Here is a 20,495-nt window from a genome sequence, read left to right as displayed (position 1 = left end):
CGAACGGGTGCCGGGCACGGAGCGCGTGGAAGCCTGCCCCGGCGACACGATATACAAACAGTTACATCTTCCTTGCTCTCGGTAGGCGCAACCGTCACACTCGACGTCGGTCCCCCCACGTCCCCGTCGCAGAGAACGAGGTGAGGCACCATGCCCGGCGAGATCACGGCAACCGTCCCGCGCCGCCCCGAGGCGCGCGAGGCCGAGACCGGCCGCCGTCCGCTCCGCAGGGCCCGTGCCGCGGCGGACCGGCCGGAGGCGGGACGCGCGCACCGCGCCGACCGCGCGCCGGCCGCCGTCCCGGCGCCGGCCCCGCAGGGCGACCCGTGGGGCATCGGCTTCGGCTGAGCGCCCGGCCGCGGGCGCGCGTCCCCGCTGGGGGCGCGCGCCCGCACGTCCTCCCTCGGACGTCCGCCCTCAGACGCGGCGTCCGGGGAACAGGCTCTCGCGCCGGTCGACCAGGCCGTCCGGGGTGAAGTGCCACCAGTCGGTGAAGCGCAGCTCGACCGCCTCGCCGCCGCGCAGCACCCCGGCGAACCGGCCGCGCACCGCGACCCAGTCGCCGCCGCTCAGCACCTGGTCGAGCGTGTGCCGTCCGCGGTCGATGACGCGCTCGCCCGTGTAGAACCGGCGCAGCGCGTCGATCCCGTCGATGTCGGGCGTTCCCTGCCGCTCGTAGCGGACGGCGGAGTGGAACAGCGCGACGAGCGCGTCCACGTCCCCGTCGTCCACGAGCGTGTAATAGTGCCGGGCTATTTGTTCGGGGGACTTTTTCCGGAGCGTGCCGTCGGCTGTTGCCACTGGTGTCCGCCTCGTGGTCCAGGGGTGGTGTGCCCGGAGTCTAGGACGGGGCACCGGACGGAGAACTGTCCGGAACGAATGGTTTTCGGCCGTTCGCGCTGTCCGGTGATGACAAGGGTGTCAACGCGTGGCGGACGGTTCACCTGCCGTCGAACGCACGGGTGTCGCGCGGCTCGGCGAACGGCTCCTCCTCCGGCGGACGGCCCGCGGCGATCGCCCGTCCGCGCTCCAGTTCGGCGTCGAACTCGGCGCCGAGCAGAAGCGCCAGATTGCTGATCCACAGCCACACCAGAAAGACGATGACGCCCGCGATGCTGCCGTAGGTCTTGTTGTAGTTGCCGAAATTGGCCACGTAGACGGCGAACGCCGCCGAGGCGATCAGCCACAGGACGAGCGCGAGGCCGACGCCCGGCGTCACCCAGCGGACCTTCTGCCGGACGTTGGGCGCCGCCCAGTACAGCAGCGCGAACACGAAGCCGACGACGAGCAGCAGGACGGGCCACTTGGCGATGTCCCAGGCCGTCACCGCCGTGGAGCCGAGGCCGAGAGCGTCCCCGGCGCGCCGCGCGAGCGGCCCGGACACGACGACCATGACGGCCGACGCGGCGAGCAGCACGAGCGTCGTGAACGTGATGCCGACGCGGACCGGCAGCGTCTTGTAGATCGGCCGTCCCTCCTCCACCGAGTAGACGGCGTTGGCCGCGCGCATGAACGCGCCGACGTAGCCGGACGCCGACCAGAACGCGGCCGCGAGCCCGAGGATCCCGGCGACGCTCGCGCCCGCGCGCCCGCCCTGCAGGTCGGTGAGCGCGTTCACGAGGACGGGCCGGATCGCGGCGGGCGCCGTCCGGCGCACGTTGTCGATCATGTGCTGGACGGTGTCGGTCCCCGCGAGGCCCACCAGCGACACGAGCGCCAGCATCGCCGGGAAGATCGACAGGACGGCGTAGTAGGTCAGTGCCGCCGCCCGGTCGGGCAGCCCGTCGCGCGTGTAGCCGGTCACCGCGCGCCGCAGGGCCGCCCGCCGGGACGCTCCGGCGGTGCCGGCCGTCATGAGCTGCGGCGCCGGCGGATCCCGTACACGACGGCCCCGGCGGCGAGCGCCGCGCCGCCGGCCGCCAGCGCGAACCGCTCGGCGCCCCGGCGGGCGGAGTCGTCGCGGGCCATCGCCCGCGCGGACTCGGCCGACCGCCGGGCGCGGGCGGCGGCGCCGTCGCGCAGGCCCTCGGCCCGGTCCAGGACGCGCGCCTTCACGTCGGCTTTGGCGGCGAGCGCCGCGACGGTGTCGCCGAGGTCGGCGCGGGCGCGCTCGACGTCGGCGCGCAGTTCGGTCGGGGTGAGGTCGGGGCCGTCGGTCATCGGTGGCTCCTCTCCCGGATCTCGGCGACGTCGCGGCGGGCGCTCGCCATCGCCTCCTGCGGCACGGGCGGCACCGCGCGGGCCGTCTCGCGCCGTCCGGCGAGCGCGAGCACGCCCGCGACGGCGAACAGCACCACCGCCACGATCAGCGCGCCCAGCCAGACCGGCAGCACCAGCGCCAGCGCCGCGATCGCCGCCGCGGCGAGCGCGCCGAGGCCGTACAGCGCGACCAGGCCGGCGCCGCCGAACATCCCGGCGCCCTTCCCGGCGCTGCGGCCCTTCTCCTTGACCTCGGCCACCGCCAGGCGCAGTTCGGCGCGCAGCAGCTCCGACGTCTGCTGCGCGGCCTGGCGCACCAGCTCGCCGGTGTTCTCCTCCGACGTCCGGCGCTGCGTCGTGCGGGCCTGGCCGTCGAGGTCGGGTCTGATCGAAGTCATCTCGTCCACCTCCCAGCGCATCGGATCCGGCTCCTGCCCGGATACGGCGGCCTTATGCGCCGGGAGACGGGACGAGGCCCGGCACCGTGCGGTGCCGGGCCTCGCCGGACGTTCGTCCCCCCTGGGAAAGAGGGTCAGCGGATGGGCAGGCCGGTGATGGTGCGGCCGATGACCAGGCGCTGGATCTCGCTGGTGCCCTCGAAGATCGTGAAGATCTTGGAGTCGCGGTGCATGCGCTCCACCGGGTACTCGCGGGTGTAGCCGTTGCCGCCGAGGATCTGGATGGCCTCCTCGGTGACGCGCACGGCGGTCTCCGACGCGATGAGCTTGGCCTGCGAGCCCTCGGCCGCGTTGAAGTCCTTGCTGTTGCGGGCCATCCACGCGGCGCGGTGGACCATCAGGCGCGCGGCGTCGACCTGGACCTTCATGTCGGCGAGCTTGAAGGCGATGGCCTGGAAGTCGCCGATCTTGCGGCCGAACTGCTCGCGCTCCTGGGCGTACTGGAGGGCGTAGTCGTAGCCGGCGCGCGCGACGCCGAGCGCCATCGCGCCGACGGTCGGCCGCGTGGTCTCGAACGTCTTCATCGCGGCCTGGCCCTTGGCGCGCTTGCCCTCGCGGACGCGGGCGATGCGCTCGTCGAACTTCTCCTTGCCGCCGACGATGAGGTGGCTCGGGATGCGCACGTTGTCGAGGATGACCTCGGCGGTGTGGGACGCGCGGATGCCGTGCTTCTTGAACTTCTGGCCCTGCTTCAGGCCCGGCGTGTTCGGCGGGATGATGAAGCTGGCCTGGCCGCGGCTGCCGAGCTCGGGGTACACCGACGCGACGACGACGTGGATGTGGGCGATGCCGCCGTTGGTGGCCCAGGTCTTGGTGCCGTTGAGCACCCACTCGTCCTTGGCCTCGTCGTAGACGGCGCGGGCGCGGATGGAGCCGACGTCGGACCCGGCGTCGGGCTCGGAGGCGCAGAACGCGCCGAGCTTGACGTCGTCGGCGGTCCCGAACATCTGCGGGACCCACTCGGTCACCTGGTCGGGCGTGCCGGTGGCGGCGACGGACGCGGCGGCCAGGCCGGTGCCGACGATCGCGAGGCCGATGCCCGCGTCACCCCAGAACAGCTCCTCGAAGGCGACCGGGACGCCGAGGCCGGTCGGCTCCAGCCACTGGGTGGCGAAGAAGTCGAGGGAGTAGATCCCGATCTTGGCCGCCTCCTGGATGATCGGCCACGGGGTCTCCTCGCGCTCGTCCCACTCCTCCGCGGCGGGACGGATGACGTCCTTGGCGAACTCGTGGACCCACTGCTGAACCTCGCGGACGTCCTCGCTGAGGTCCAGCGAGAACGGGGCTCCCTCGTTGCTCATCTATTGACCCTTTCTCCAATATCGCGTGTTACCAACGGTAGCACCCGGACGAGTTACCACGGGTAACACCGTGGCCAGGGTCACAGGGATTCCGCAGCGTGAACTGCGAGATTGTCGGGAAATTGCGCAAGAACGCGGCGCGGCCACTCACTCGTTCACGACAGGAGCGACCGCCGGCCCGCCGCGTACTCCGGCACCTCGATCATCGGACGGCGTTCGCCGACCCCCACGTCGCTCACCCGGAGGTCGTGCCCGCCGGGCGAGCGGCGGAACTGGGTCAGCGCGGTGGCGGGCTCCTCCAGCGGCAGCATCCGGCCGTGCCGCTGCAACCGGGACCACGCCGTCAGCAGGATCTGGCCCGACATCGCGCCGAGCGCCTCGGTCGTCTGGTGCGAGTGGACGCGGCGGCCGAGGTCCACCTGGGCGATGGCGTCCAGGCCCGCCGTCTGCAGGACGTCCAGCAGCATCCCGAGCTCCACGCCGTAGCCGGTGACGAACGGCAGCCGCTCCAGCAGCGCGCGGCGGCCCGCGTACTCGCCGCCGAGCGGCTGCATCACCCCGGCGAGCGCGGGCCAGTGCAGGTTGATCAGCGGGCGCGCGACCAGCTCGGTGACCCGGCCGCCGCCGCCCTCGGCCGTCCCGGACGCGGTGATCAGCGGCCGGTCGTAGCAGCCCTTGACGAACCCGACCTCGGGATCGGCGAGCAGCGGGCCGAGCAGTCCCGTCACGTAGGTGGTGCTGAAGCCGCGCAGGTCGGCGTCCACGAACACGACGATGTCGCCGGTGGTGGCGGCGAGGGACTTCCACAGCGCCTCGCCCTTGCCCGACATCCGGCCCTCGCCGGGCAGCACGGCGTCCTGCGCGACGACCTCCGCCCCGGCCGCCGCCGCGACCTGCGCGGTGCGGTCGGTGGAGCGGGAGTCGACGACGAGGATCTCGTCCACGAGCGGCGCCCGCTCGACGAGGTCCCGGCGGATGGCGCCGACGATGGCGCCGACCGTCTCCTCCTCGTTCCGGGCGGGCAGCACGACGCTGATCCGGGTGGTCTCCTTGGCGGTGAGCAGCGCCTCGACCGGCCAGTCGGCCGAGCAACTCGTACGGCGGTGCATCCACGACGCGGCCTCGGGCAGCATGGGCACTCCTCCCCTTCGGGCGAACGTCCCTGACGGGCTCCTGATCACAGAGAACCCGATGTCATCGCAGATGGCCCCCTCTTGGAACGGGCCGGAAGCGGCTGACCCGAAGAGTTAACACCCGCACAACACAGTGGTCATTCCACGCCGGATTCGACCGGGCCGTCCGCCCCGCGCCGTCACACCGCCGCCATCTTCCGCACCGCGCCTCCCGGCCCCCTACTCGGTGGCGTGCTTGTCCAGGAAGGCGTAGACGTCCGCCTCGTCCACGCCGGGGAACGCGCCGGGCGGCAGGACCGACAGGACGTGCGAGTGCGCCCGCGCCGACGGCCACACCATGCCCTCCCACCGGTCGGCGAGGTCCTGCGGCGGACGCTGGCAGCAGTCGCCGTCCGGGCACGCCGACCGGACGCGGTTGGTGGTCTCGCGTCCCCGGAACCAGCGCGAGTCCTCGAACCGCACGCCGAGCGTGATGGCGAAGTCCCGCTCGTGGCTCGGGTCGATGTGCGACAGGCACCAGTACGTCCCGGTCGGGGTGTCGGTGTACTGGTAGTAGACCGAGAACCGGTCCTCGGCGTTGAAGACGTGGCGGCCCGCCCACTCGCGGCACATCCGCTGGCCCTCGATCGCGCCGTCCTCGTCCTGCGGGAACACCAGGCCGTCGTTGGCGTACGCCTTGTAGATCGTGCCGTTCTCGTCGTTCTTGGTGAAGTGCAGTTGCAGGCCCAGGTGGTGGGTCGCGACGTTGGTGAAGCGGTGCGCGGCCATCTCGTAGGAGACCGAGAACACGTCCGCGAGGTCCTCCACGGACAGCTCCCGCGCGGCCTTGGCCTCCTGCAGGAACGGGACGACGGCCCGCTCGGGCATGAGGATCGCCGCGCCGAAGTAGTTCGCCTCGACGCGCTGGCGCAGGAAGTCGGCGAAGTCGCGGGGCTGGTCGTGGTCGAGCGCGATGTGTCCGAGCGTCTGGAGCAGGATCGTGCGCGGCGTGTGCATCCCGAGCTGCTCGCGCTCCAGGTAGATCCGCCGGTTGCGCAGGTCGGTGATCGACCGGACCGAGCGCGGCAGGTCCTTGACGTACTGGAGCCCGAACCCGAAGTGCCCGACGAGCGTCATCAGCGTCCCCTGCGACACCGCGCCGCTGCGGTAGCCGACCGCGTCCAAAGTCTGCGCCGCGACCTTCTCGATGTCGGCGAAGTGGTTGCCGCGCTCGTGCATCTGGCGGCGCAGCTCGGCGTTGGCCTTGCGGGCCTCCTCCGGGCTCGCGGTCGGCTTGGTGCGGCTGCGGCGCAGTTCTCCGTACAGCGCGAGAATATGCTCGATGACCTCGTTGGGGAGCCGCTTGCCCGCCCTCAGGTGCGACAGGCCGAGCGTCCGGTACAGCGGGTCGCGCTGGGCCTCCTCCAGCGCGATCTCCAGCTGCGCGCGGCGGCTCGGCGGCTGGCGGCGCAGAAGTTCCTCGACCGGGACGTCCAGCGCGGACGCGAGGGACTGCAGCAGCGACAGCTTCGGCTCGCGCCGCCCGTTCTCCAGCAGCGAGAGCTGCGAGGGGGCGCGGCCGACGCGTCCGCCCAGGTCGGAGAGGGTCATCCCCCGCGAGCGGCGGAGATGACGGAGCCGCTGCCCGAAGGTGACGAGATCGACGTCACTCGTCAAGTTGAGGGGTTCTTCTGGCCGCAAGGTCGTCATGGGTTGATGGTAGCGGAAATATCGCAGTTCTTTCGTTACCTACGGGTTTCTTGATGCCAAGATTTCGGGGCATAGTCATGGACAAGCACCCAGGGGACGACACAGAAGGGCAATGCGATGAGCGACAGTCGCCTCAAGGGCGCAGCCGACGAGCTGCGGCGGCAGTGGGAGACCGACGAGCGCTGGGCGGGCATCGAGCGGACGTACTCCGCCGAGGACGTCGTCCGGCTGCGCGGCTCGGTGCAGGAGGAGGCCACGCTGGCCCGCCTCGGCGCCGAGCGCCTGTGGAAGCTGCTGCACGAGGAGGACTACGTCCACTCGCTCGGCGCGCTGACGGGCATGCAGGCGGTCCAGCAGGTCAAGGCCGGCCTCAAGGCCATCTACCTGTCGGGCTGGCAGGTCGCGGCCGACGCGAACCTGGCCGGCCAGACCTACCCGGACCAGAGCATCTACCCGGCCAACTCCGTGCCGCAGGTGGTCCGCCGCATCAACAACGCGCTGCTGCGCGCCGACCAGGTCCAGTGGGCCGAGGGCGAGGGCGACACCCACTTCCTCGCGCCGATCGTGGCCGACGCCGAGGCGGGCTTCGGCGGCGTCCTCAACGCGTTCGAGCTGATGAAGGGCATGATCGCCGCCGGTGCGGCGGGCGTGCACTGGGAGGACCAGCTCGCCTCCGAGAAGAAGTGCGGCCACCTCGGCGGCAAGGTCCTCATCCCGACCTCGCAGCACATCAAGACCCTCAACACGGCCCGTCTCGCGGCCGACATCTCCAACGTGCCGTCCCTGATCATCGCGCGGACCGACGCCGAGGCCGCGACCCTGATCACGACGGACGTGGACGAGCGCGACCGCGAGTTCATCACCGGTGAGCGGACCTCCGAGGGCTTCTACCGGGTGCGCAACGGCCTGGAGCCCTGCATCGCCCGCGCCAAGGCCTACGCGCCGTACTCCGACCTCATCTGGATGGAGACCGGCACCCCGGACCTGGAGCTGGCGCGCAAGTTCGCCGAGGCCGTCAAGGCCGAGTACCCGGACCAGATGCTGGCCTACAACTGCTCGCCGTCCTTCAACTGGAAGGCGCACCTGGACGACGCGACCATCGCGAAGTTCCAGCGCGAGCTGGGCCACATGGGCTTCAAGTTCCAGTTCATCACGCTGGCGGGCTTCCACGCCCTCAACCACGGGATGTTCGACCTGGCCTACGGTTACGCCCGCAACGGCATGACCGCCTACGTCGAGCTGCAGGAGCGCGAGTTCGCGTCGGCCGACCGCGGCTTCACGGCCGTCAAGCACCAGCGCGAGTCGGGCACCGGCTACTTCGACCAGGTCAGCACCGCGATCGCCCCGGACTCGTCCACCACGGCGCTCAAGGGCTCGACCGAAGAGGGCCAGTTCCACTGATCCGCCGGATCTGATCCGGTGCAGTCCTCAAGGCTTACCTGAGGATGGAAGGCCCCTCCGGCACCTACACCCCGGAGGGGCCTTCCGCATGTCAGCGGCCGTGCGCCCCGGCCGCGCGCTCGTGCCAGGCGGCGTCGCCGTCCGCGCCGCGCCCGCCCCAGCGGCCGGGCGCCCAGGCCGGGACGAGCAGCGCGAAGCCGAGCAGCGCGTCCACGCCGGAGCCGAGCAGAGCCTGCAGGCCGGTGTCGAGCGCGCCGCCGGGCGGGACGCGGCCGGGCAGGTCCAGCGCGCCGGCCGGGTCGGCGAGGAAGTACGCCGACAGCGCGATGAGCGCGAGCGCGGGCACCAACGAGACGAGCGGCGAGGCCCAGCGCGCGACGACGATGACGCCGACGACGAGCCCGGCCGCCGCGAGCAGCGCGAACGAGCCGTAGAGGCGCCGCGGGTCGGTGACCGCCCCCTCCAGCGCGTCGAAGGACCTCCCGGCCTGGACGAAGCCCCACGCGGCGCCGTAGAGCAGGGCGGGGGTCAGCAGGAGGCCGAGGACGAGACCGAAGGCGTGGCGCACGACGCATCACCTCTCGAAGGGGGCCGCGGACCCGGCCCTCGGGGCGGTCGACGGTCCATCAGAACACGACCCGCGCGACTTGCGCAGTACATCCCGACTTATCCGTCATTTCCTCCGGTGCGTCCGTGTTCTCCCTGCTGAGGAGGCCACGTGCGCTCCGTCGGTTTACCTTCCCTTGACCAGGGCATCGGCGCAAGGTCCATCCGGACGTCACACCGACAGGAGGGATCCCCCATGCCGACCGCCCTCATGGTCGTCGTCATCGTGATCGCCGCCGCCGTCCTCGCCGGGCTCGGGTATCTGCTCTGGCGCCAGGCCCGCACCCACCGGCTCAGGTCGCGTTTCGGCACCGAGTACGACCGCGCCGTCGAGCGCCACAACGGCCGCGCCGGCGCCGAGCACGAGCTGATGGAGCGCGAGCGCCACCACCGCGACCTGGACCTGCGCGAGCTGGAGCCGGCCCGGCGCGAGGAGTACCGCGCCTGGTGGACCGGGCTGCAGGAGCGCTTCGTGGACGAGCCCGTCGCGGCCGTCGCCGACGCCGACAAGCTCGTCACCGTCGTCATGACCGAGCGCGGCTACCCGACCGGCGACTTCGACGCCAACGTCCGCGAGCTGTCGGTCGAGCACGGCCGCACGCTCGACCACTACCGGCGCGGCCACGCCCTCGGGGCCCGCGCCGCCGGGGGCGGCGCCTCGACCGAGGACCTGCGGCAGGCGATGGTCCACTACCGCGCGCTGGTGGAGGACCTGCTGGCCGTCCCCGAGCGCGAGCGCGCCGACGCGCCGAAGGTCCGGCCCGCCGAGGCCACGCGCCCCGACAGCCCGATCCAGTCCGCCGAGCCCGCCCGCGACACCGCCCGGAGGAGCTGACCTCATGGACCGCCACTCGACCGACCAGCGCACGGACCTCACCACGGACCCGACCACCGGCCACGCCGCGGGCCACGGGACGGCCGCCGGCCGCCCGGCCGCGCCGCCCGCCGCACCGGCCGCGCCCGTCGCGCCGCCCGAGCTGCCCCGGCGCACGCCGGACCGCCGCGTCGCGGGCTCCGGGCCCGGCCACGGCCCCGGCGGCGGACCCGGGACCGGGCCGCTGCGGACGGTCGCCGACCGTCCGGCCGCCGTCCCCGGCGAGCACCCGCGCCCGGACGCCGACGCGCGCCCCGCGCCGAGCGACCGGCTGCTCGACACCGGCGAGGCCGAGGGGTTCCGGCGGCGCTGGCACGACGTGCAGGCCGCGTTCGTGGACGACCCCGGCGACGCCGTCCGCCGCGCCGACGAGCTGACCGGCGAGGCCGTGGACGCGCTCGGCCGCGCGCTCGCCCAGCGCAGGCTCGCGCTCTCCCCGCGCGACGAGGACGACGCCGCGTCCGACACCGAGCGGCTGCGGCTCGCGCTGCGCGAGTACCGGACGCTCCTGGACCGGGTCCTCGGATCCTGAGTTCCGTGGAGTCCGCCGCCGTCCCGGGTGAATACTGACTGAACACCATTCGGATTCGCCCGAGGAGGAACCGCGGTGGCCGACCTGACGATGACGATCGACGGCCGGGCCGTCGCCGGGGACGCCGCGTTCGGCGTGGTGAACCCGGCCACCGGCCGCGTCGCCGGGCACGCGCCGGGCGCCTCGCGCGCCCAGCTCGACGCGGCGATGGAGGCGGCGGCCCGGGCGCTGCCCGGCTGGCGGGCGGACGAGGACGCGCGGCGAAAGGCCCTGCTCGCCGTCGCCGACCTGCTGTTCGCGCGGGCGGAGGAGATCGGCCGGATCGTCACGCTGGAGCAGGGCAAGCCGCTCGGCGAGGCGGCGCTGGAGGTCGCCGGGGCAGGGGTCTGGTTCAAGTACTACGCCGAGCTGGACCTGCCCCGGGAGATCATCCAGGACGACGAGCGGGCGCTGGTCGAGGTCGTGCGCCGCCCGGTCGGCGTGGTCGCGGCCATCACGCCGTGGAACTACCCGCTGCTGCTGGCCGCGTGGAAGCTCGCCCCGGCGCTGCTCGCGGGCAACACGGTCGTGCTGAAGCCGTCGCCGTACACGCCGCTGTCCAGCCTGGTGCTCGGCGAGGCGCTGCGGGACGTCCTGCCGCCCGGCGTCCTCAACGTCGTGACGGGCGGGGACGAGCTGGGCGCGTGGATGACGTCCCATCCCGTCCCGCGCAAGATCAGCTTCACCGGCAGCGTCGCGACCGGGCGGCGGGTGGCCGCGGCGGCGGCGCCCGACCTGAAGCGCGTGACGCTGGAGCTCGGCGGCAACGACGCGGCGATCCTGCTGGACGACGTCGACCCGGCGGCCGTCGCCGGACGGCTGTTCGGCGCCGCGTTCGCCAACAACGGCCAGGTCTGCTCGGCGGTCAAGCGCGTCTACGTCCCCGACGCCCTGTACGACGACGTGGTCGACGCGCTCGCCGCGCAGGCCCGCGCCGCCCGCGTCGGCGACGGCATGACCGAGGGCGTGCAGTACGGGCCGGTGAACAACCGTCCGCAGTTCGAGCGCGTCGGGGAGCTGGTCGCCGAGGCGCTCGCGGGCGGAGCCCGCGCGGCGGCGGGCGGCGGGCCGCTGCCCGGCCCCGGCTACTTCTTCGCGCCGACGATCCTCGCCGACGTCCCCGACGGCGCGCGGGTCGTGGACGAGGAGCAGTTCGGCCCGGCGCTCCCGGTCCTCCGGTACCGGACGGTCGAGGAGGCCGTCGCCCGCGCCAACGGCACCCTCTTCGGGCTCTCGGGCTCGGTGTGGGGCGCCGACGCCGACCGCGCCGCCGGGATCGCCGGGCGGCTCGAATGCGGGACCGCCTGGGTGAACACCCATCTCGCGCTCGCGCCGCACCAGCCGTTCGGCGGGTTCAAGTGGAGCGGGCTCGGCGTCGAGAACGGGCCGCACGGGCTGCACGGGTTCACCGAACTGCAGGTCGTCCACCGGGCGCGCGGATGACCGGCGCGCCCCGCGCCGCGGCGACCGGCCCGTCGATGCGACAATCGCGCGGACGGGCATCGGCGTCACCGCCGGCGACAGCAGAACGGGGAGACCGTATGGGCACATGGGACGTCATGCGTCAGGACGACCTGGGCAACGAGTTCCATGTGTCCGCGCACGATTCCCGCGTCGCCGCGCTCGCGCAGGTGCTCGTCCTGGAGAGCGGGGTGCCGCACCGCCAGATGTACTGGGTGGAGGGGCCGTTCGCGCCGTCCGTCCGCACCAACCGCGACCTGTACCTCCACGTGCTGCGGGTCGGCCGCGACACGCGGGCGGGCTCGTGGTCGCTGTCGGGGTTCCTGCGCGCGCTGTGGAAGGTGAGCCTGCCGCTGCGCGAGCGCGACGACCTGGAGGCCGACGACGCGGCGGCGCTGTTCTCGGCGGCGGTCGCGGTCTCCCCCGCGCCGTTCGACCCCAAGTGGGCCGGCCGGGACCTGCTGCTGCCCGGCGCCGGGCCCCGCGACCACGCCGACTGGGAGCGCGTGCTGATCGCCCAGATCGCCGATCTGGAGGACTTCGTCACCGCGCCGCCGGGGCCGCGCGGCCGGTTCGGCGTGGACGCGCCGCGCCCGTCCGGCTCGGGACCGCGCCCGACCCCGCCGCGCTGGTGCAACTTCGACCCGGCGACGTACCTGGAGTGCGCGGTGGCGGGCGCCGTCGGCGGCTGGGACGTGTCCGACGGCGCCCGGGTCCCGTCCGACGGCGGGCCGACGCGGTCGCCCGTCCGGCCGCTGACCACGGTGACCTGGGAGGACCTGGCGCGGATCGCGGTCTGCGGGCAGCTCTACGAGTGACCGGCCGCCGTTTCGGTCAGCAGGCTCGTTAGGGCAGGAATCCGGCCGTAAGGTGGAGGCATCGCGCTCGCCGAGGAGGGTTCATGGCCAACAACGAGGATCTGACGAGGAACATCCCGACCGATCTGATCTTCCGGCTGCCGCCGTCCTTCGCGACGGTGGAGGAGGAGCGCCGGCACCGCAAGGAGCGGCTGGCGGCGGCGCTGCGGCTGTTCGGGAAGCTCGGGTTCGAGGAGGGCGTCGCCGGGCACATCACCGCGCGCGACCCCGAGCAAACCGACCACTTCTGGGTGAACCCGTTCGGGCTGTCGTTCAAGCACGTCCGCGTCAGCGACCTGATCCTCGTCAACCACCAGGGCCAGGTCGTGGAGGGCCGCTACCCGGTGAACGAGGCGGCGTTCGCGATCCACTCGCAGGTGCACCAGGCCCGTCCGGACGTCGTCGCCGCCGCGCACAGCCACTCCACCTACGGGCGCGCGCTGTCGGCGCTCGGTCAGAAGCTGGAGCCGATCACGCAGGACGTCTGCGCGTTCTACGAGGACCACGGCCTGTTCGACGACTACACCGGCGTCGTCACCGACCTGGAGGAGGGCAAGCGCATCGCCGCCGCCCTCGGCGACAACAAGGCCGTCATCCTGCGGAACCACGGTCTGCTCACGGTCGGCAGCACGGTGGACGCCGCCGCGTGGTGGTTCATCACGATGGAGCGGTCGTGCCAGGTGCAGCTCGTCGCCAAGGCGGCCGGGACGGTCGTGCCGATCGAGCCGGCGAACGCGGCCCTGACGCACAAGCAGATCGGGAACGACATCGCGGGCTGGGTGAACTACCAGCCGCTGCACGACCAGATCACGCGGGAGCAGCCGGACCTGTTCGAGTAGCAATCCGACTTTCCTGACTTTTCATAGCGTTTCGTCGTTCCGCCGTTCGTGCGCGTCCTGATCCCTACGCTGAGTACCCGATCCATGACGGACGGGGCCAGCAGGACCGGAGGGACGCGGTGGACGCACGCGCTCGGGACGCCGCCGATCAGCTCATGCTCCTCACCCGCCTGCTCCTGCGGGCCGACGGCGTCCCGCCGGGCGTCGCGGCGCCCCGGACGCGCGTCCTGCGGCACAACCGGGCCGAGCTGACCGCCGCCGAGCAGCACGTCTTCGGCCTGCTCGTGGCGGGCCGCCGGACGGCGCGGCTCGCGGCGCTGCTGGAGATCAGCGAGCGCGCCGTCGAGGACCACCTGCGGGCTCTGCTCGGCGACTTCGCGCTCCCCGAGGCGCCCGTCCCGGCCCCGCCGGACGTGCGGCGCGCCCGGCGGCGGCGCGGGATGCTCGCGCTGTTCGCCGCCCCGGGCGCGACGGCGCTCATCGTCGCGGGCGGGGCGGCGGCGTTCGCGCTGCAGGTCCCGGAGGCCGAGGCGCCGCGCCCGGTGCGCACCGGGCCGCTCCCCGACGGCACCCGGTCCGCCGCTGCCGCCGGGTACCGTCCGGCGCGTCCTTACGCGTCGCACCGGGTCTCGCACGGAACCTCGCCCCGGGCCTCGTACCGGGCCGGGCGCGGGGCGCGGCTGCCCCGCGGCGTCGCCACCGCCACGTCGTTCTGGGACGCGGCCACCGCGCGCGGCGCCCGCATGTCGGCCCGGACGGTCGCGAGCCCGTACTGGCCGCTCGGCACGCGCGTCCGCGTCAGCTACCGCGGGCGGAGCGCGGTCGGAGTCGTCCAGGACTTCGGGCCCGCCGCGTGGGCGGTCGCGCAGCACGCGCCGCCCGCGATCATCGACCTGTCCGAGCCGATGATGGCGGCGCTCACCGGACGGCGCGTCCACGCCGTCCCGGTCCGGTTCGAGGTGCTCGCGTTCGGGGCCGGGCCCGTCTACCGGACGTCCGGCCCCGGCCACGACCTGGCGTTCCGGAGGTGAGCGCCCGTCACGGCGTCCGGTCGGCCGTCAGCGGCAGCCGGACCTCGAACCGCGTGTCGCCCGGACGCGACGTCACGCGGATGTCGCCGCCGTGCCGGTCCACGACGATCCGCCAGGAGATGTCCAGGCCGAGCCCGGTGCCCTGCCCGACCGGCTTGGTCGTGAAGAACGGCGTGAACAGGCGGTCCATGTCCTCCTCGGCGACGCCCGCTCCGGTGTCGCCGACCACGACGACGGCCGTGTCGCCGTCGCGGGCCGTCGTGATCGTCAGCGTGCCCGCGCCCTCCATCGCGTAGAGGGCGTTGACGATGAGGTTCGTCCACACCTGGTTCAACTCGGCGGCGAACGCGGGGACGGGCGGCAGGTCCGGGTCGTAGGACGTCCGGACCGTCACCTTCGGCCCGATCTTGCGGTGCAGCATCGTCAGCGTGCTGTCGAGCAGGGACCCGAGGTCGGCGGGCTGGTAGGGCGCGCGGTCGAGCTGGGAGTACTGGCGGGCCGACTCCAGCAGCGCGCTGATCCGCCCGGTCGCCTCGGCGATCTCGGCCTGGAGCTGCGCGACCTCCAGGACCTCGGCCAGCCACGCCATCGCCGCCGGGAGGCGGTCGCCCGCCGCCGCCGCGACCTGCTCGGCCTCGGCCGGGCCGATCCCGGCGGCGACCAGTTCGGGCGCGAGGTCCCACGCGTCGGGGACGTCGTGCTCGTCCAGCCATGCGCCGATCTCGTCCTCGGCGTCGCTGACGGCGATCGGGTCGCGGGCGACCTTGCACGCGGCCGATCCGGCGAGGCGTTCGCGCAGCGACACGATCGCGGCGATCCGCTCGCAGTCCACGCCGCCCGCCGCCAGCTCGCCGAGCCGCCGCTGCGCCGACCCCAGGCGCTCCCCCAGCTCGGCGCTCGCGCGGGACGCGGCGGCGGCCGGGTTGTTCAGCTCGTGCGTCAGGCCCGCCGTGAGCGTGCCGAGCGCGGTCAGCCGCTCGCGCTGGTCCACGATGCGGCGGGCGTTGTTCATCCCGAAGAACACGCCCTCCAGCAGGTGCGTCGCCATCGGGAACCACTTGCGGACGGCCATCGCGAACTTGCGGGCGGGCAGCACGAACATCGTGGACGGCCGCACCGCCCGCAGCGTGTGCTGGTAGCGCTGCTCGATCCGGTCGCCGATGTACGCCTGGACCGCGCCGCCGTACACGCCGGGCTGGGAGCTTCGCGTCAGCTCCGCCTCATGGCCGCGCACCATCTGGACCATCGACACCGAGCCGTCCAGCAGCACGAAGAGGAACTCGGCGGGCTCGCCCTGCACGCACGCCGACTCGCCCTCGGCGTAGGAGCGGACGGCGCCGTGCTCGGCCAGCCACGCGAGCTTGCGCTCGTCCAGGTCCTCGAACAGGAACAGCTCGCCCAGCCGCGCGGGCGCGACCTCCGTCATGACCCCTCCAGGTAGCGGTGGACGAGCGCCACCGCCATCGCACCGTCGCCGACCGCCGCCGCCACCCGTTTGATGGACCCGGCGCGCACGTCGCCCGCCGCGAACACGCCCGGCAGGCTCGTCTCCAGGAAGTAGGGCGCGCGGACGGCCGTCCCGCCCGGCGCCGATATGTCCGGGCCGGTGAGGACGTAGCCGGCCGCGTCGCGTTCCACGTCGGCGCCCAGCCAGTCCGTGCGGGGCTCGGCGCCGATGAACACGAACAGGTACTGCGCGTCGGCCGTCCACTCGCCGTCCGGGCCGCTCAGCGTGAGGCGCTCCAGGTGGTCGTCGCCGTCGGCCGCCGTGACGGCCGTGCGGCAGTGGACCCGGACGTTCGGCAGCGCGGCGATCTGCTCGATCAGGTAGTGCGACATCGACGTCTCCAGGCCCGCCGCGCGGACGACGAGGTGGACGCGCTCGGCCGTCCGCGCCAGGTGCACCGCGCACTGCCCGGCCGAGTTCGCCCCGCCGACGACGAACACCTCCTGCCCGGCGCAGCCCGGCGTCTCGGCCGTCGCGGCGCCGTAGAACACGCCGCGCCCGGTGAACGCGTCCAGGCCCGGCGCGGTCAGCCGCCGGTACGACACGCCGGTCGCGAGGATGACGGCGTGCGCGGCGATCTCCGTGCCGTCCGCCTGCCGGACGACCCGCGCCTGCCCGCGCGCCTCCAGCCCGGTGACGCGGCCCGTCGTGACCAGCTCGACGCCGAACCGCTCGGCCTGGCGGCGGGCGCGGTCGGCGAGCTGCGCGCCGGACACGCCGTCGGGGAACCCGAGGTAGTTCTCGATCCGCGAACTCTGGCCGGCCTGCCCGCCGGACGCGTGCTGCTCGATCAGGACCGTCCGCAGGCCCTCCGACGCCCCGTACACCGCCGCGCCGAGCCCGGCCGGGCCCGCCCCGACGACGACCAGGTCGTAGAAGTCCGCGCCCGCCTCGGTGGTGAGGCCGACGGCGGCGGCCAGCTCGGCGTCCGACGGCGCGGCGAGGAACGATCCATCGGCCGTCACGACGAGCGGGAGGTCCGGGGAGCCCGCCGCCTTCACCAGCTCCACCGCCTCGGGGACGGTGTCGAGCAGGAACGTGTACGGGACCTGGTTGCGGGCCAGGAAGTCGCGGACCTCGTAGGACCGCGCCGACCAGCGGTGCCCGACGACGCGCAGGTCCGCCGGGCGGCGCCGCTCGGTCCGCCGCCACGCGTCGACCTGCGCGTCGATCACCGGGTAGAACTTCTCCTCCGGCGGGTTCCACGGCTTCAGCAGGTAGTGGTCGAGGTCCACGACGTTGATCGCCTGGATGGCGGCGTCGGTGTCGGCGTAGGCGGTCAGCAGGACCCGCCGCGCGAACGGGTACAGGTCCATCGCGCGTTCGAGGAACTCGACGCCGGTCATCTCGGGCATCCGGTGGTCGGCGAGCAGGACCGCCGTGTCGTCGCCGCGCAGTTTCAGCTCGGCGAGCGCGTCCAGCGCCAGCGGTCCGGATTCGGCCCGGACGATCCGGAACTCCTCCGCGTAGCGGCGGCGCAGGTCGCGCGCCACCGCGCGGGAGACGCTCGGGTCGTCGTCGACCGTAAGGATCACAGGTTTGGACACGTTCACCCCTTGCGTTGCGGCACGTCCCGACAGCGTACGACGTGCGCGGATCATCACGGTTCGCCGATGCCCCCGGCGGCACGGCCCGTCACCCGATCGGCCATGATCGGAGCATGACACTGCGGGTGGCGCTCATCGGGTACGGAATCGGAGGCTCGGCGTTCCACGCGCCGCTGATCGCGACGACGCCGGGGCTGCGGCTCGACGCCGTCGTCACGGCGGACGCGGGGCGGGCGGCGGCGGTGCGCGAGCGGTACCCCGAGGCGTCCGTGCTCGACAGCGCGGACCGGCTGTGGGAGTCCACCGGCCGGTACGACCTCGTCGTCGTGACGGCCCCGAACCGGTACCACGTTCCGCTTGCGCGCACCGCGCTGACGGCGGGCATCCCGGTCGTCCTGGACAAGCCGGTGGCCGCGTCCGCCGCCGACGCCCGCTCGCTGGCCGCGCTGAGCGCCGTGCGCGGCCTGCCGGTCATCCCGTTCCACAACCGCCGCTGGGACGGGGACTTCCGGACCGTCCGGCGCCTGGTCGAGGGCGGCGCGCTCGGCACCGTCCGCCGCTTCGAGTCGCGCTTCGAACGCTGGCGGCCCGAGGTGAAGACGGGCTGGCGCGAGAGCGGCGACCCGCGCGACGCGGGCGGGATCCTCTTCGACCTCGGCTCCCACCTCATCGACCAGGCCGTCGCGCTGTTCGGCCGCCCCGACCTCGTCCACGCGGAGATCGACACGCGCCGTCCCGGCGCCCGCACCCCCGACGACGTCTTCGTGGCCCTCACCCACCCCGGCGGGGAACGTTCCCACCTGTGGATGAGCGCAGTCGCGTCCGACCTCGGCCCGCGCTTCCGCGTCCTCGGCTCCGCGGCGTCCTACACCGTCCACGGCATGGACCCCCAGGAGGACGCCCTGCGCGCGGGCGGCACCCCCCTCGACGCAGGCTGGGGCCAGGTCCCCCCGCCCCGCTACGGCCGCCTCGGAACCCCCGGCGCGACAACCCCCGAACCCACCGCCCCGGGCGCCTACCAAGAGTTCTACGCGGCAGTGGCCCGCACCCTGACCGGCGAAGAACCACCCCCGGTGACCCTCGCCGACGCCATCACCGGCCTGGAGATCATCGAAGCCGCCCAGACCGCCGCCCGCACCGGCACCCCGACAGCCCCGGCCCCCTGACCCACCCGAGCCGCTGCACGCCGGACGACAAGAGTAAACGACACCCGCATTCAAGCCTGAAGCCGCCGAACGTCGAGAGACACGGGGTTCCGGCGCATGCGGCACGCGTGGCACGCGTCCCGGCCGGCCGGGATCGGACGGCCGGGCGGTCCCGCCGGGCGGTCCGGCCGCGTAGGAGGCGGGCGGTGCCGTCCGCCTACGTCGGCCGCGCCGGGTGGAACTCCGGTTGTCCGGTCGGCCGGTACACGTGCACGCCGACGCCCCTCGCGTCGGTGTGGGAGCTGATGACTTCGAGCGCGGCGGCGGGCCCGTCGTCCGGGAACAGCCGCATCCCCTGTCCGAGAAGCACGGGGACGACCAGCAGGGTCAGTTCGTCCACCAGGTCGGCGGCGAGCAGCGAGCGGATCAGGGTCGCGCTCCCGTGCACCTGGATCTCGCCCGGTGACGATTCCTTCAGTTCCTTGATCGCTGTGGTCGCGTCCCCGGCGAGCAGTGTGACGGGTCCCCACGATGGTTGCTTGAGGCTGTTGGACGCGACGTACTTCTGCGCCCCGTTGAGCGCCACCCCGATGGGGTGCGCCTGCATCTCCGGCCGGGTGCCCCAGGTCTCGGCGAACATCTCGTACGTGCGCCGCCCGAACAGGAACGCGTCCGCCCGCTGGTAGGTCTCGGTGATCATCTCGCCGGTGTCGTCGGCGAATGCTCCGAGCGCCCAGCCGTCCCGGGTGAACCCGCTCGCCAGTTCCTCGGGAGTCGCGTGACCGTTGCCCTGCATCACACCGTCCACGGTCACCTGCGTCATCGTCGTCAGCCTCATGCGCCCATGCTGGGCGCGCAGGCCGGCTCGCGGCAACCATGCGCGCCGAACGGCAACAGCGCGGCGCAGCCGACCGGACTTCCCCCGATCGCGCAGGGCGGTTTGATCCCGTCCGTCCTGAAGGCCCGTCACGGCGTGGTTGGAGGCCGTGGTCCTCGCGTGTGCGTCTTGTCATGTGATTCGTCTCAGCGCAGACCAGGAGGAGCAGGCGCCGCAGACGCCGGTTGTTGCGGCGGGACCGCAGCAGGTTTCCGCCGACCTTCCCCGGGATTCGGGGAAGGCCGGGGCGCCCGATCCTACGGATGATCAAGCCCTCCCGCAGAGGGAAGCTGAAGGGCCGGTCAGAGGTCGAACAGTTCGTTCCAGGTCGGGACGCGCAGGGCGACGCGCAGGCGCATGCCTGCTTCGCCGGGCGTCTTGTTGCCCTTGCGGTTGTTGCACTTGCCGCAGGCGAGGACGGTGTTCTCCCAGGTGTCGGCGCCGCCGCGCGACTGCGGAAAGACGTGGTCGATCGTGTGGCCGCGCCCGCCGCAGTAGCCGCAGGTGCCGCGTTCGCGCAGGTAGACGCCGCGCTTGCTCCACGGGGGGCGGCGGCCGTGGCGCCAGCGCATCGCCACGTAGCGGACGAGGCGCAGCACGCGGGGGACGGGGAACCGCCCGATCGTGCGGCCTTCCTCCGCCTCCTCGACCACGGCCACCTCGCGGACCAGCATGCGTATGGCGTGTCGCAGGTCCACCTTCTGGAAGGGCTCGTACGACGCGTTGAGGACCAGTACGTCCATCGGTCGCCTCCTGCCGCTCGTGCGCCCGCTCCCCCGCCGGGACTCGAACCCGGTTTCCCGCGCCGCCGGTTCCGGCGGCCGGGGGAAATGGCATTCCGTTTCGTTCCCGCGTTCGCGGGCGTCCTCAGAATGCCCAGCCGGGCCGGTGACGGCAAGGTATTTACGATCTGGAGGATACCGCGCGCGCGGCGCCATTTTCCGGGTCGCGGCGACGTTTCCGCCGATCGCGGGCGGTCCCCGACGGCCCCGGCGCCCG

21 protein-coding genes are annotated in these 20,495 nt (G+C 73.3%); 9 read left to right on the top strand and 12 right to left on the bottom strand.

What is annotated here, in order from left to right:
• The first annotated feature begins 150 nt into the window (after positions 1 to 150).
• On the top strand, positions 151 to 348 hold the full coding sequence (locus BTM25_RS26940) for a hypothetical protein (protein WP_103566075.1): 198 nt from the start codon (positions 151 to 153) through the stop codon (positions 346 to 348).
• 69 nt (positions 349 to 417) lie between these two features.
• Here BTM25_RS26940 and BTM25_RS26935 read toward each other — a convergent pair whose 3' ends face one another.
• From BTM25_RS26935 to BTM25_RS26905, 7 genes are all read right to left on the bottom strand, one after another.
• A complete protein-coding gene (locus tag BTM25_RS26935) occupies positions 418 to 801 on the bottom strand; it encodes a nuclear transport factor 2 family protein (RefSeq protein ID WP_103566072.1) in 384 nt (127 codons plus the stop codon).
• Positions 802 to 940: 139 nt separating this feature from the next.
• Positions 941 to 1,855, bottom strand: a complete 915-nt coding sequence (locus tag BTM25_RS26930; protein ID WP_103566070.1) for a YihY/virulence factor BrkB family protein — start codon at positions 1,853 to 1,855, stop codon at positions 941 to 943.
• A complete protein-coding gene (locus tag BTM25_RS26925) occupies positions 1,852 to 2,160 on the bottom strand; it encodes a DUF3618 domain-containing protein (RefSeq protein WP_103566067.1) in 309 nt (102 codons plus the stop codon). The genes BTM25_RS26930 and BTM25_RS26925 overlap by 4 nt, the downstream gene beginning before the upstream one ends.
• A complete protein-coding gene (locus tag BTM25_RS26920; protein ID WP_103566565.1) occupies positions 2,157 to 2,597 on the bottom strand; it encodes a phage holin family protein in 441 nt (146 codons plus the stop codon). The genes BTM25_RS26925 and BTM25_RS26920 overlap by 4 nt, the downstream gene beginning before the upstream one ends.
• Positions 2,598 to 2,731: 134 nt before the next feature.
• The gene (locus BTM25_RS26915; protein ID WP_103566065.1) at positions 2,732 to 3,958 is read right to left on the bottom strand and encodes an acyl-CoA dehydrogenase family protein; all 1,227 of its coding nucleotides are present in this window, start codon (positions 3,956 to 3,958) and stop codon (positions 2,732 to 2,734) included.
• 155 nt (positions 3,959 to 4,113) lie between these two features.
• Complete coding sequence (locus BTM25_RS26910) at positions 4,114 to 5,091, bottom strand: glucosyl-3-phosphoglycerate synthase (RefSeq protein ID WP_103566062.1); 978 nt, start codon at positions 5,089 to 5,091, stop codon at positions 4,114 to 4,116.
• Between the two features lie 219 nt (positions 5,092 to 5,310).
• A complete protein-coding gene (locus tag BTM25_RS26905; protein WP_103566060.1) occupies positions 5,311 to 6,747 on the bottom strand; it encodes a helix-turn-helix domain-containing protein in 1,437 nt (478 codons plus the stop codon).
• A 150-nt stretch (positions 6,748 to 6,897) separates the two neighbouring features.
• On the opposite strand from BTM25_RS26905, the gene aceA reads away from it, so the two are divergent.
• Positions 6,898 to 8,181, top strand: a complete 1,284-nt coding sequence (aceA, locus tag BTM25_RS26900) for an isocitrate lyase (protein WP_103566056.1) — start codon at positions 6,898 to 6,900, stop codon at positions 8,179 to 8,181.
• Between the two features lie 91 nt (positions 8,182 to 8,272).
• Here the strand turns inward: aceA and BTM25_RS26895 are convergent, their stop codons facing one another.
• Complete coding sequence (locus BTM25_RS26895; protein ID WP_103566053.1) at positions 8,273 to 8,749, bottom strand: hypothetical protein; 477 nt, start codon at positions 8,747 to 8,749, stop codon at positions 8,273 to 8,275.
• Positions 8,750 to 8,983: 234 nt separating this feature from the next.
• Between BTM25_RS26895 and BTM25_RS26890 the strand changes: the two genes are divergently transcribed.
• The 6 genes from BTM25_RS26890 to BTM25_RS26865 all read left to right on the top strand — a co-directional run bounded on the left by BTM25_RS26890 (position 8,984) and on the right by BTM25_RS26865 (position 14,420).
• A complete protein-coding gene (locus BTM25_RS26890) occupies positions 8,984 to 9,622 on the top strand; it encodes a hypothetical protein (protein ID WP_205648298.1) in 639 nt (212 codons plus the stop codon).
• A gap of 4 nt (positions 9,623 to 9,626) precedes the next feature.
• On the top strand, positions 9,627 to 10,193 hold the full coding sequence (locus tag BTM25_RS26885; RefSeq protein WP_103566049.1) for a hypothetical protein: 567 nt from the start codon (positions 9,627 to 9,629) through the stop codon (positions 10,191 to 10,193).
• A gap of 75 nt (positions 10,194 to 10,268) precedes the next feature.
• Positions 10,269 to 11,675, top strand: a complete 1,407-nt coding sequence (locus BTM25_RS26880; RefSeq protein ID WP_168212258.1) for an aldehyde dehydrogenase family protein — start codon at positions 10,269 to 10,271, stop codon at positions 11,673 to 11,675.
• 98 nt (positions 11,676 to 11,773) lie between these two features.
• Complete coding sequence (locus tag BTM25_RS26875; protein ID WP_103566046.1) at positions 11,774 to 12,511, top strand: hypothetical protein; 738 nt, start codon at positions 11,774 to 11,776, stop codon at positions 12,509 to 12,511.
• Positions 12,512 to 12,594: 83 nt separating this feature from the next.
• Positions 12,595 to 13,389 (top strand): class II aldolase/adducin family protein, encoded by a 795-nt coding sequence (locus tag BTM25_RS26870; protein ID WP_205648297.1) that lies wholly within the window; start codon positions 12,595 to 12,597, stop codon positions 13,387 to 13,389.
• 119 nt (positions 13,390 to 13,508) lie between these two features.
• Complete coding sequence (locus BTM25_RS26865; protein ID WP_103566045.1) at positions 13,509 to 14,420, top strand: RlpA-like double-psi beta-barrel domain-containing protein; 912 nt, start codon at positions 13,509 to 13,511, stop codon at positions 14,418 to 14,420.
• 7 nt (positions 14,421 to 14,427) lie between these two features.
• Here the strand turns inward: BTM25_RS26865 and BTM25_RS26860 are convergent, their stop codons facing one another.
• On the bottom strand, positions 14,428 to 15,846 hold the full coding sequence (locus tag BTM25_RS26860) for an ATP-binding protein (RefSeq protein ID WP_103566042.1): 1,419 nt from the start codon (positions 15,844 to 15,846) through the stop codon (positions 14,428 to 14,430).
• The gene (locus tag BTM25_RS26855) at positions 15,843 to 17,474 is read right to left on the bottom strand and encodes an FAD-dependent oxidoreductase (protein ID WP_235828720.1); all 1,632 of its coding nucleotides are present in this window, start codon (positions 17,472 to 17,474) and stop codon (positions 15,843 to 15,845) included. The genes BTM25_RS26860 and BTM25_RS26855 overlap by 4 nt, the downstream gene beginning before the upstream one ends.
• Positions 17,475 to 17,587: 113 nt before the next feature.
• Here BTM25_RS26855 and BTM25_RS26850 point away from each other — a divergent pair, with 113 nt between their 5' ends.
• On the top strand, positions 17,588 to 18,640 hold the full coding sequence (locus BTM25_RS26850) for a Gfo/Idh/MocA family oxidoreductase (protein WP_103566038.1): 1,053 nt from the start codon (positions 17,588 to 17,590) through the stop codon (positions 18,638 to 18,640).
• A gap of 196 nt (positions 18,641 to 18,836) precedes the next feature.
• Here the strand turns inward: BTM25_RS26850 and BTM25_RS26845 are convergent, their stop codons facing one another.
• Both BTM25_RS26845 and BTM25_RS26840 read right to left on the bottom strand, forming a co-directional pair.
• Positions 18,837 to 19,457, bottom strand: coding sequence for a dihydrofolate reductase family protein (locus tag BTM25_RS26845; RefSeq protein ID WP_103566035.1), 621 nt, complete (start codon positions 19,455 to 19,457; stop codon positions 18,837 to 18,839).
• Between the two features lie 341 nt (positions 19,458 to 19,798).
• Positions 19,799 to 20,239 carry an HNH endonuclease gene (locus BTM25_RS26840; RefSeq protein ID WP_103566033.1) on the bottom strand — a complete coding sequence of 147 codons (441 nt, stop codon included), beginning with the start codon at positions 20,237 to 20,239 and terminating at the stop codon, positions 19,799 to 19,801.
• Positions 20,240 to 20,495 lie beyond the last annotated feature (256 nt).

The sequence above is a fragment of the Actinomadura rubteroloni genome, from assembly GCF_002911665.1.
Lineage (GTDB): Bacteria > Actinomycetota > Actinomycetes > Streptosporangiales > Streptosporangiaceae > Spirillospora > Spirillospora rubteroloni.
Note: the sequence above shows the minus strand (reverse complement) of the source record. Positions and strands in the feature narration are given on the sequence as shown.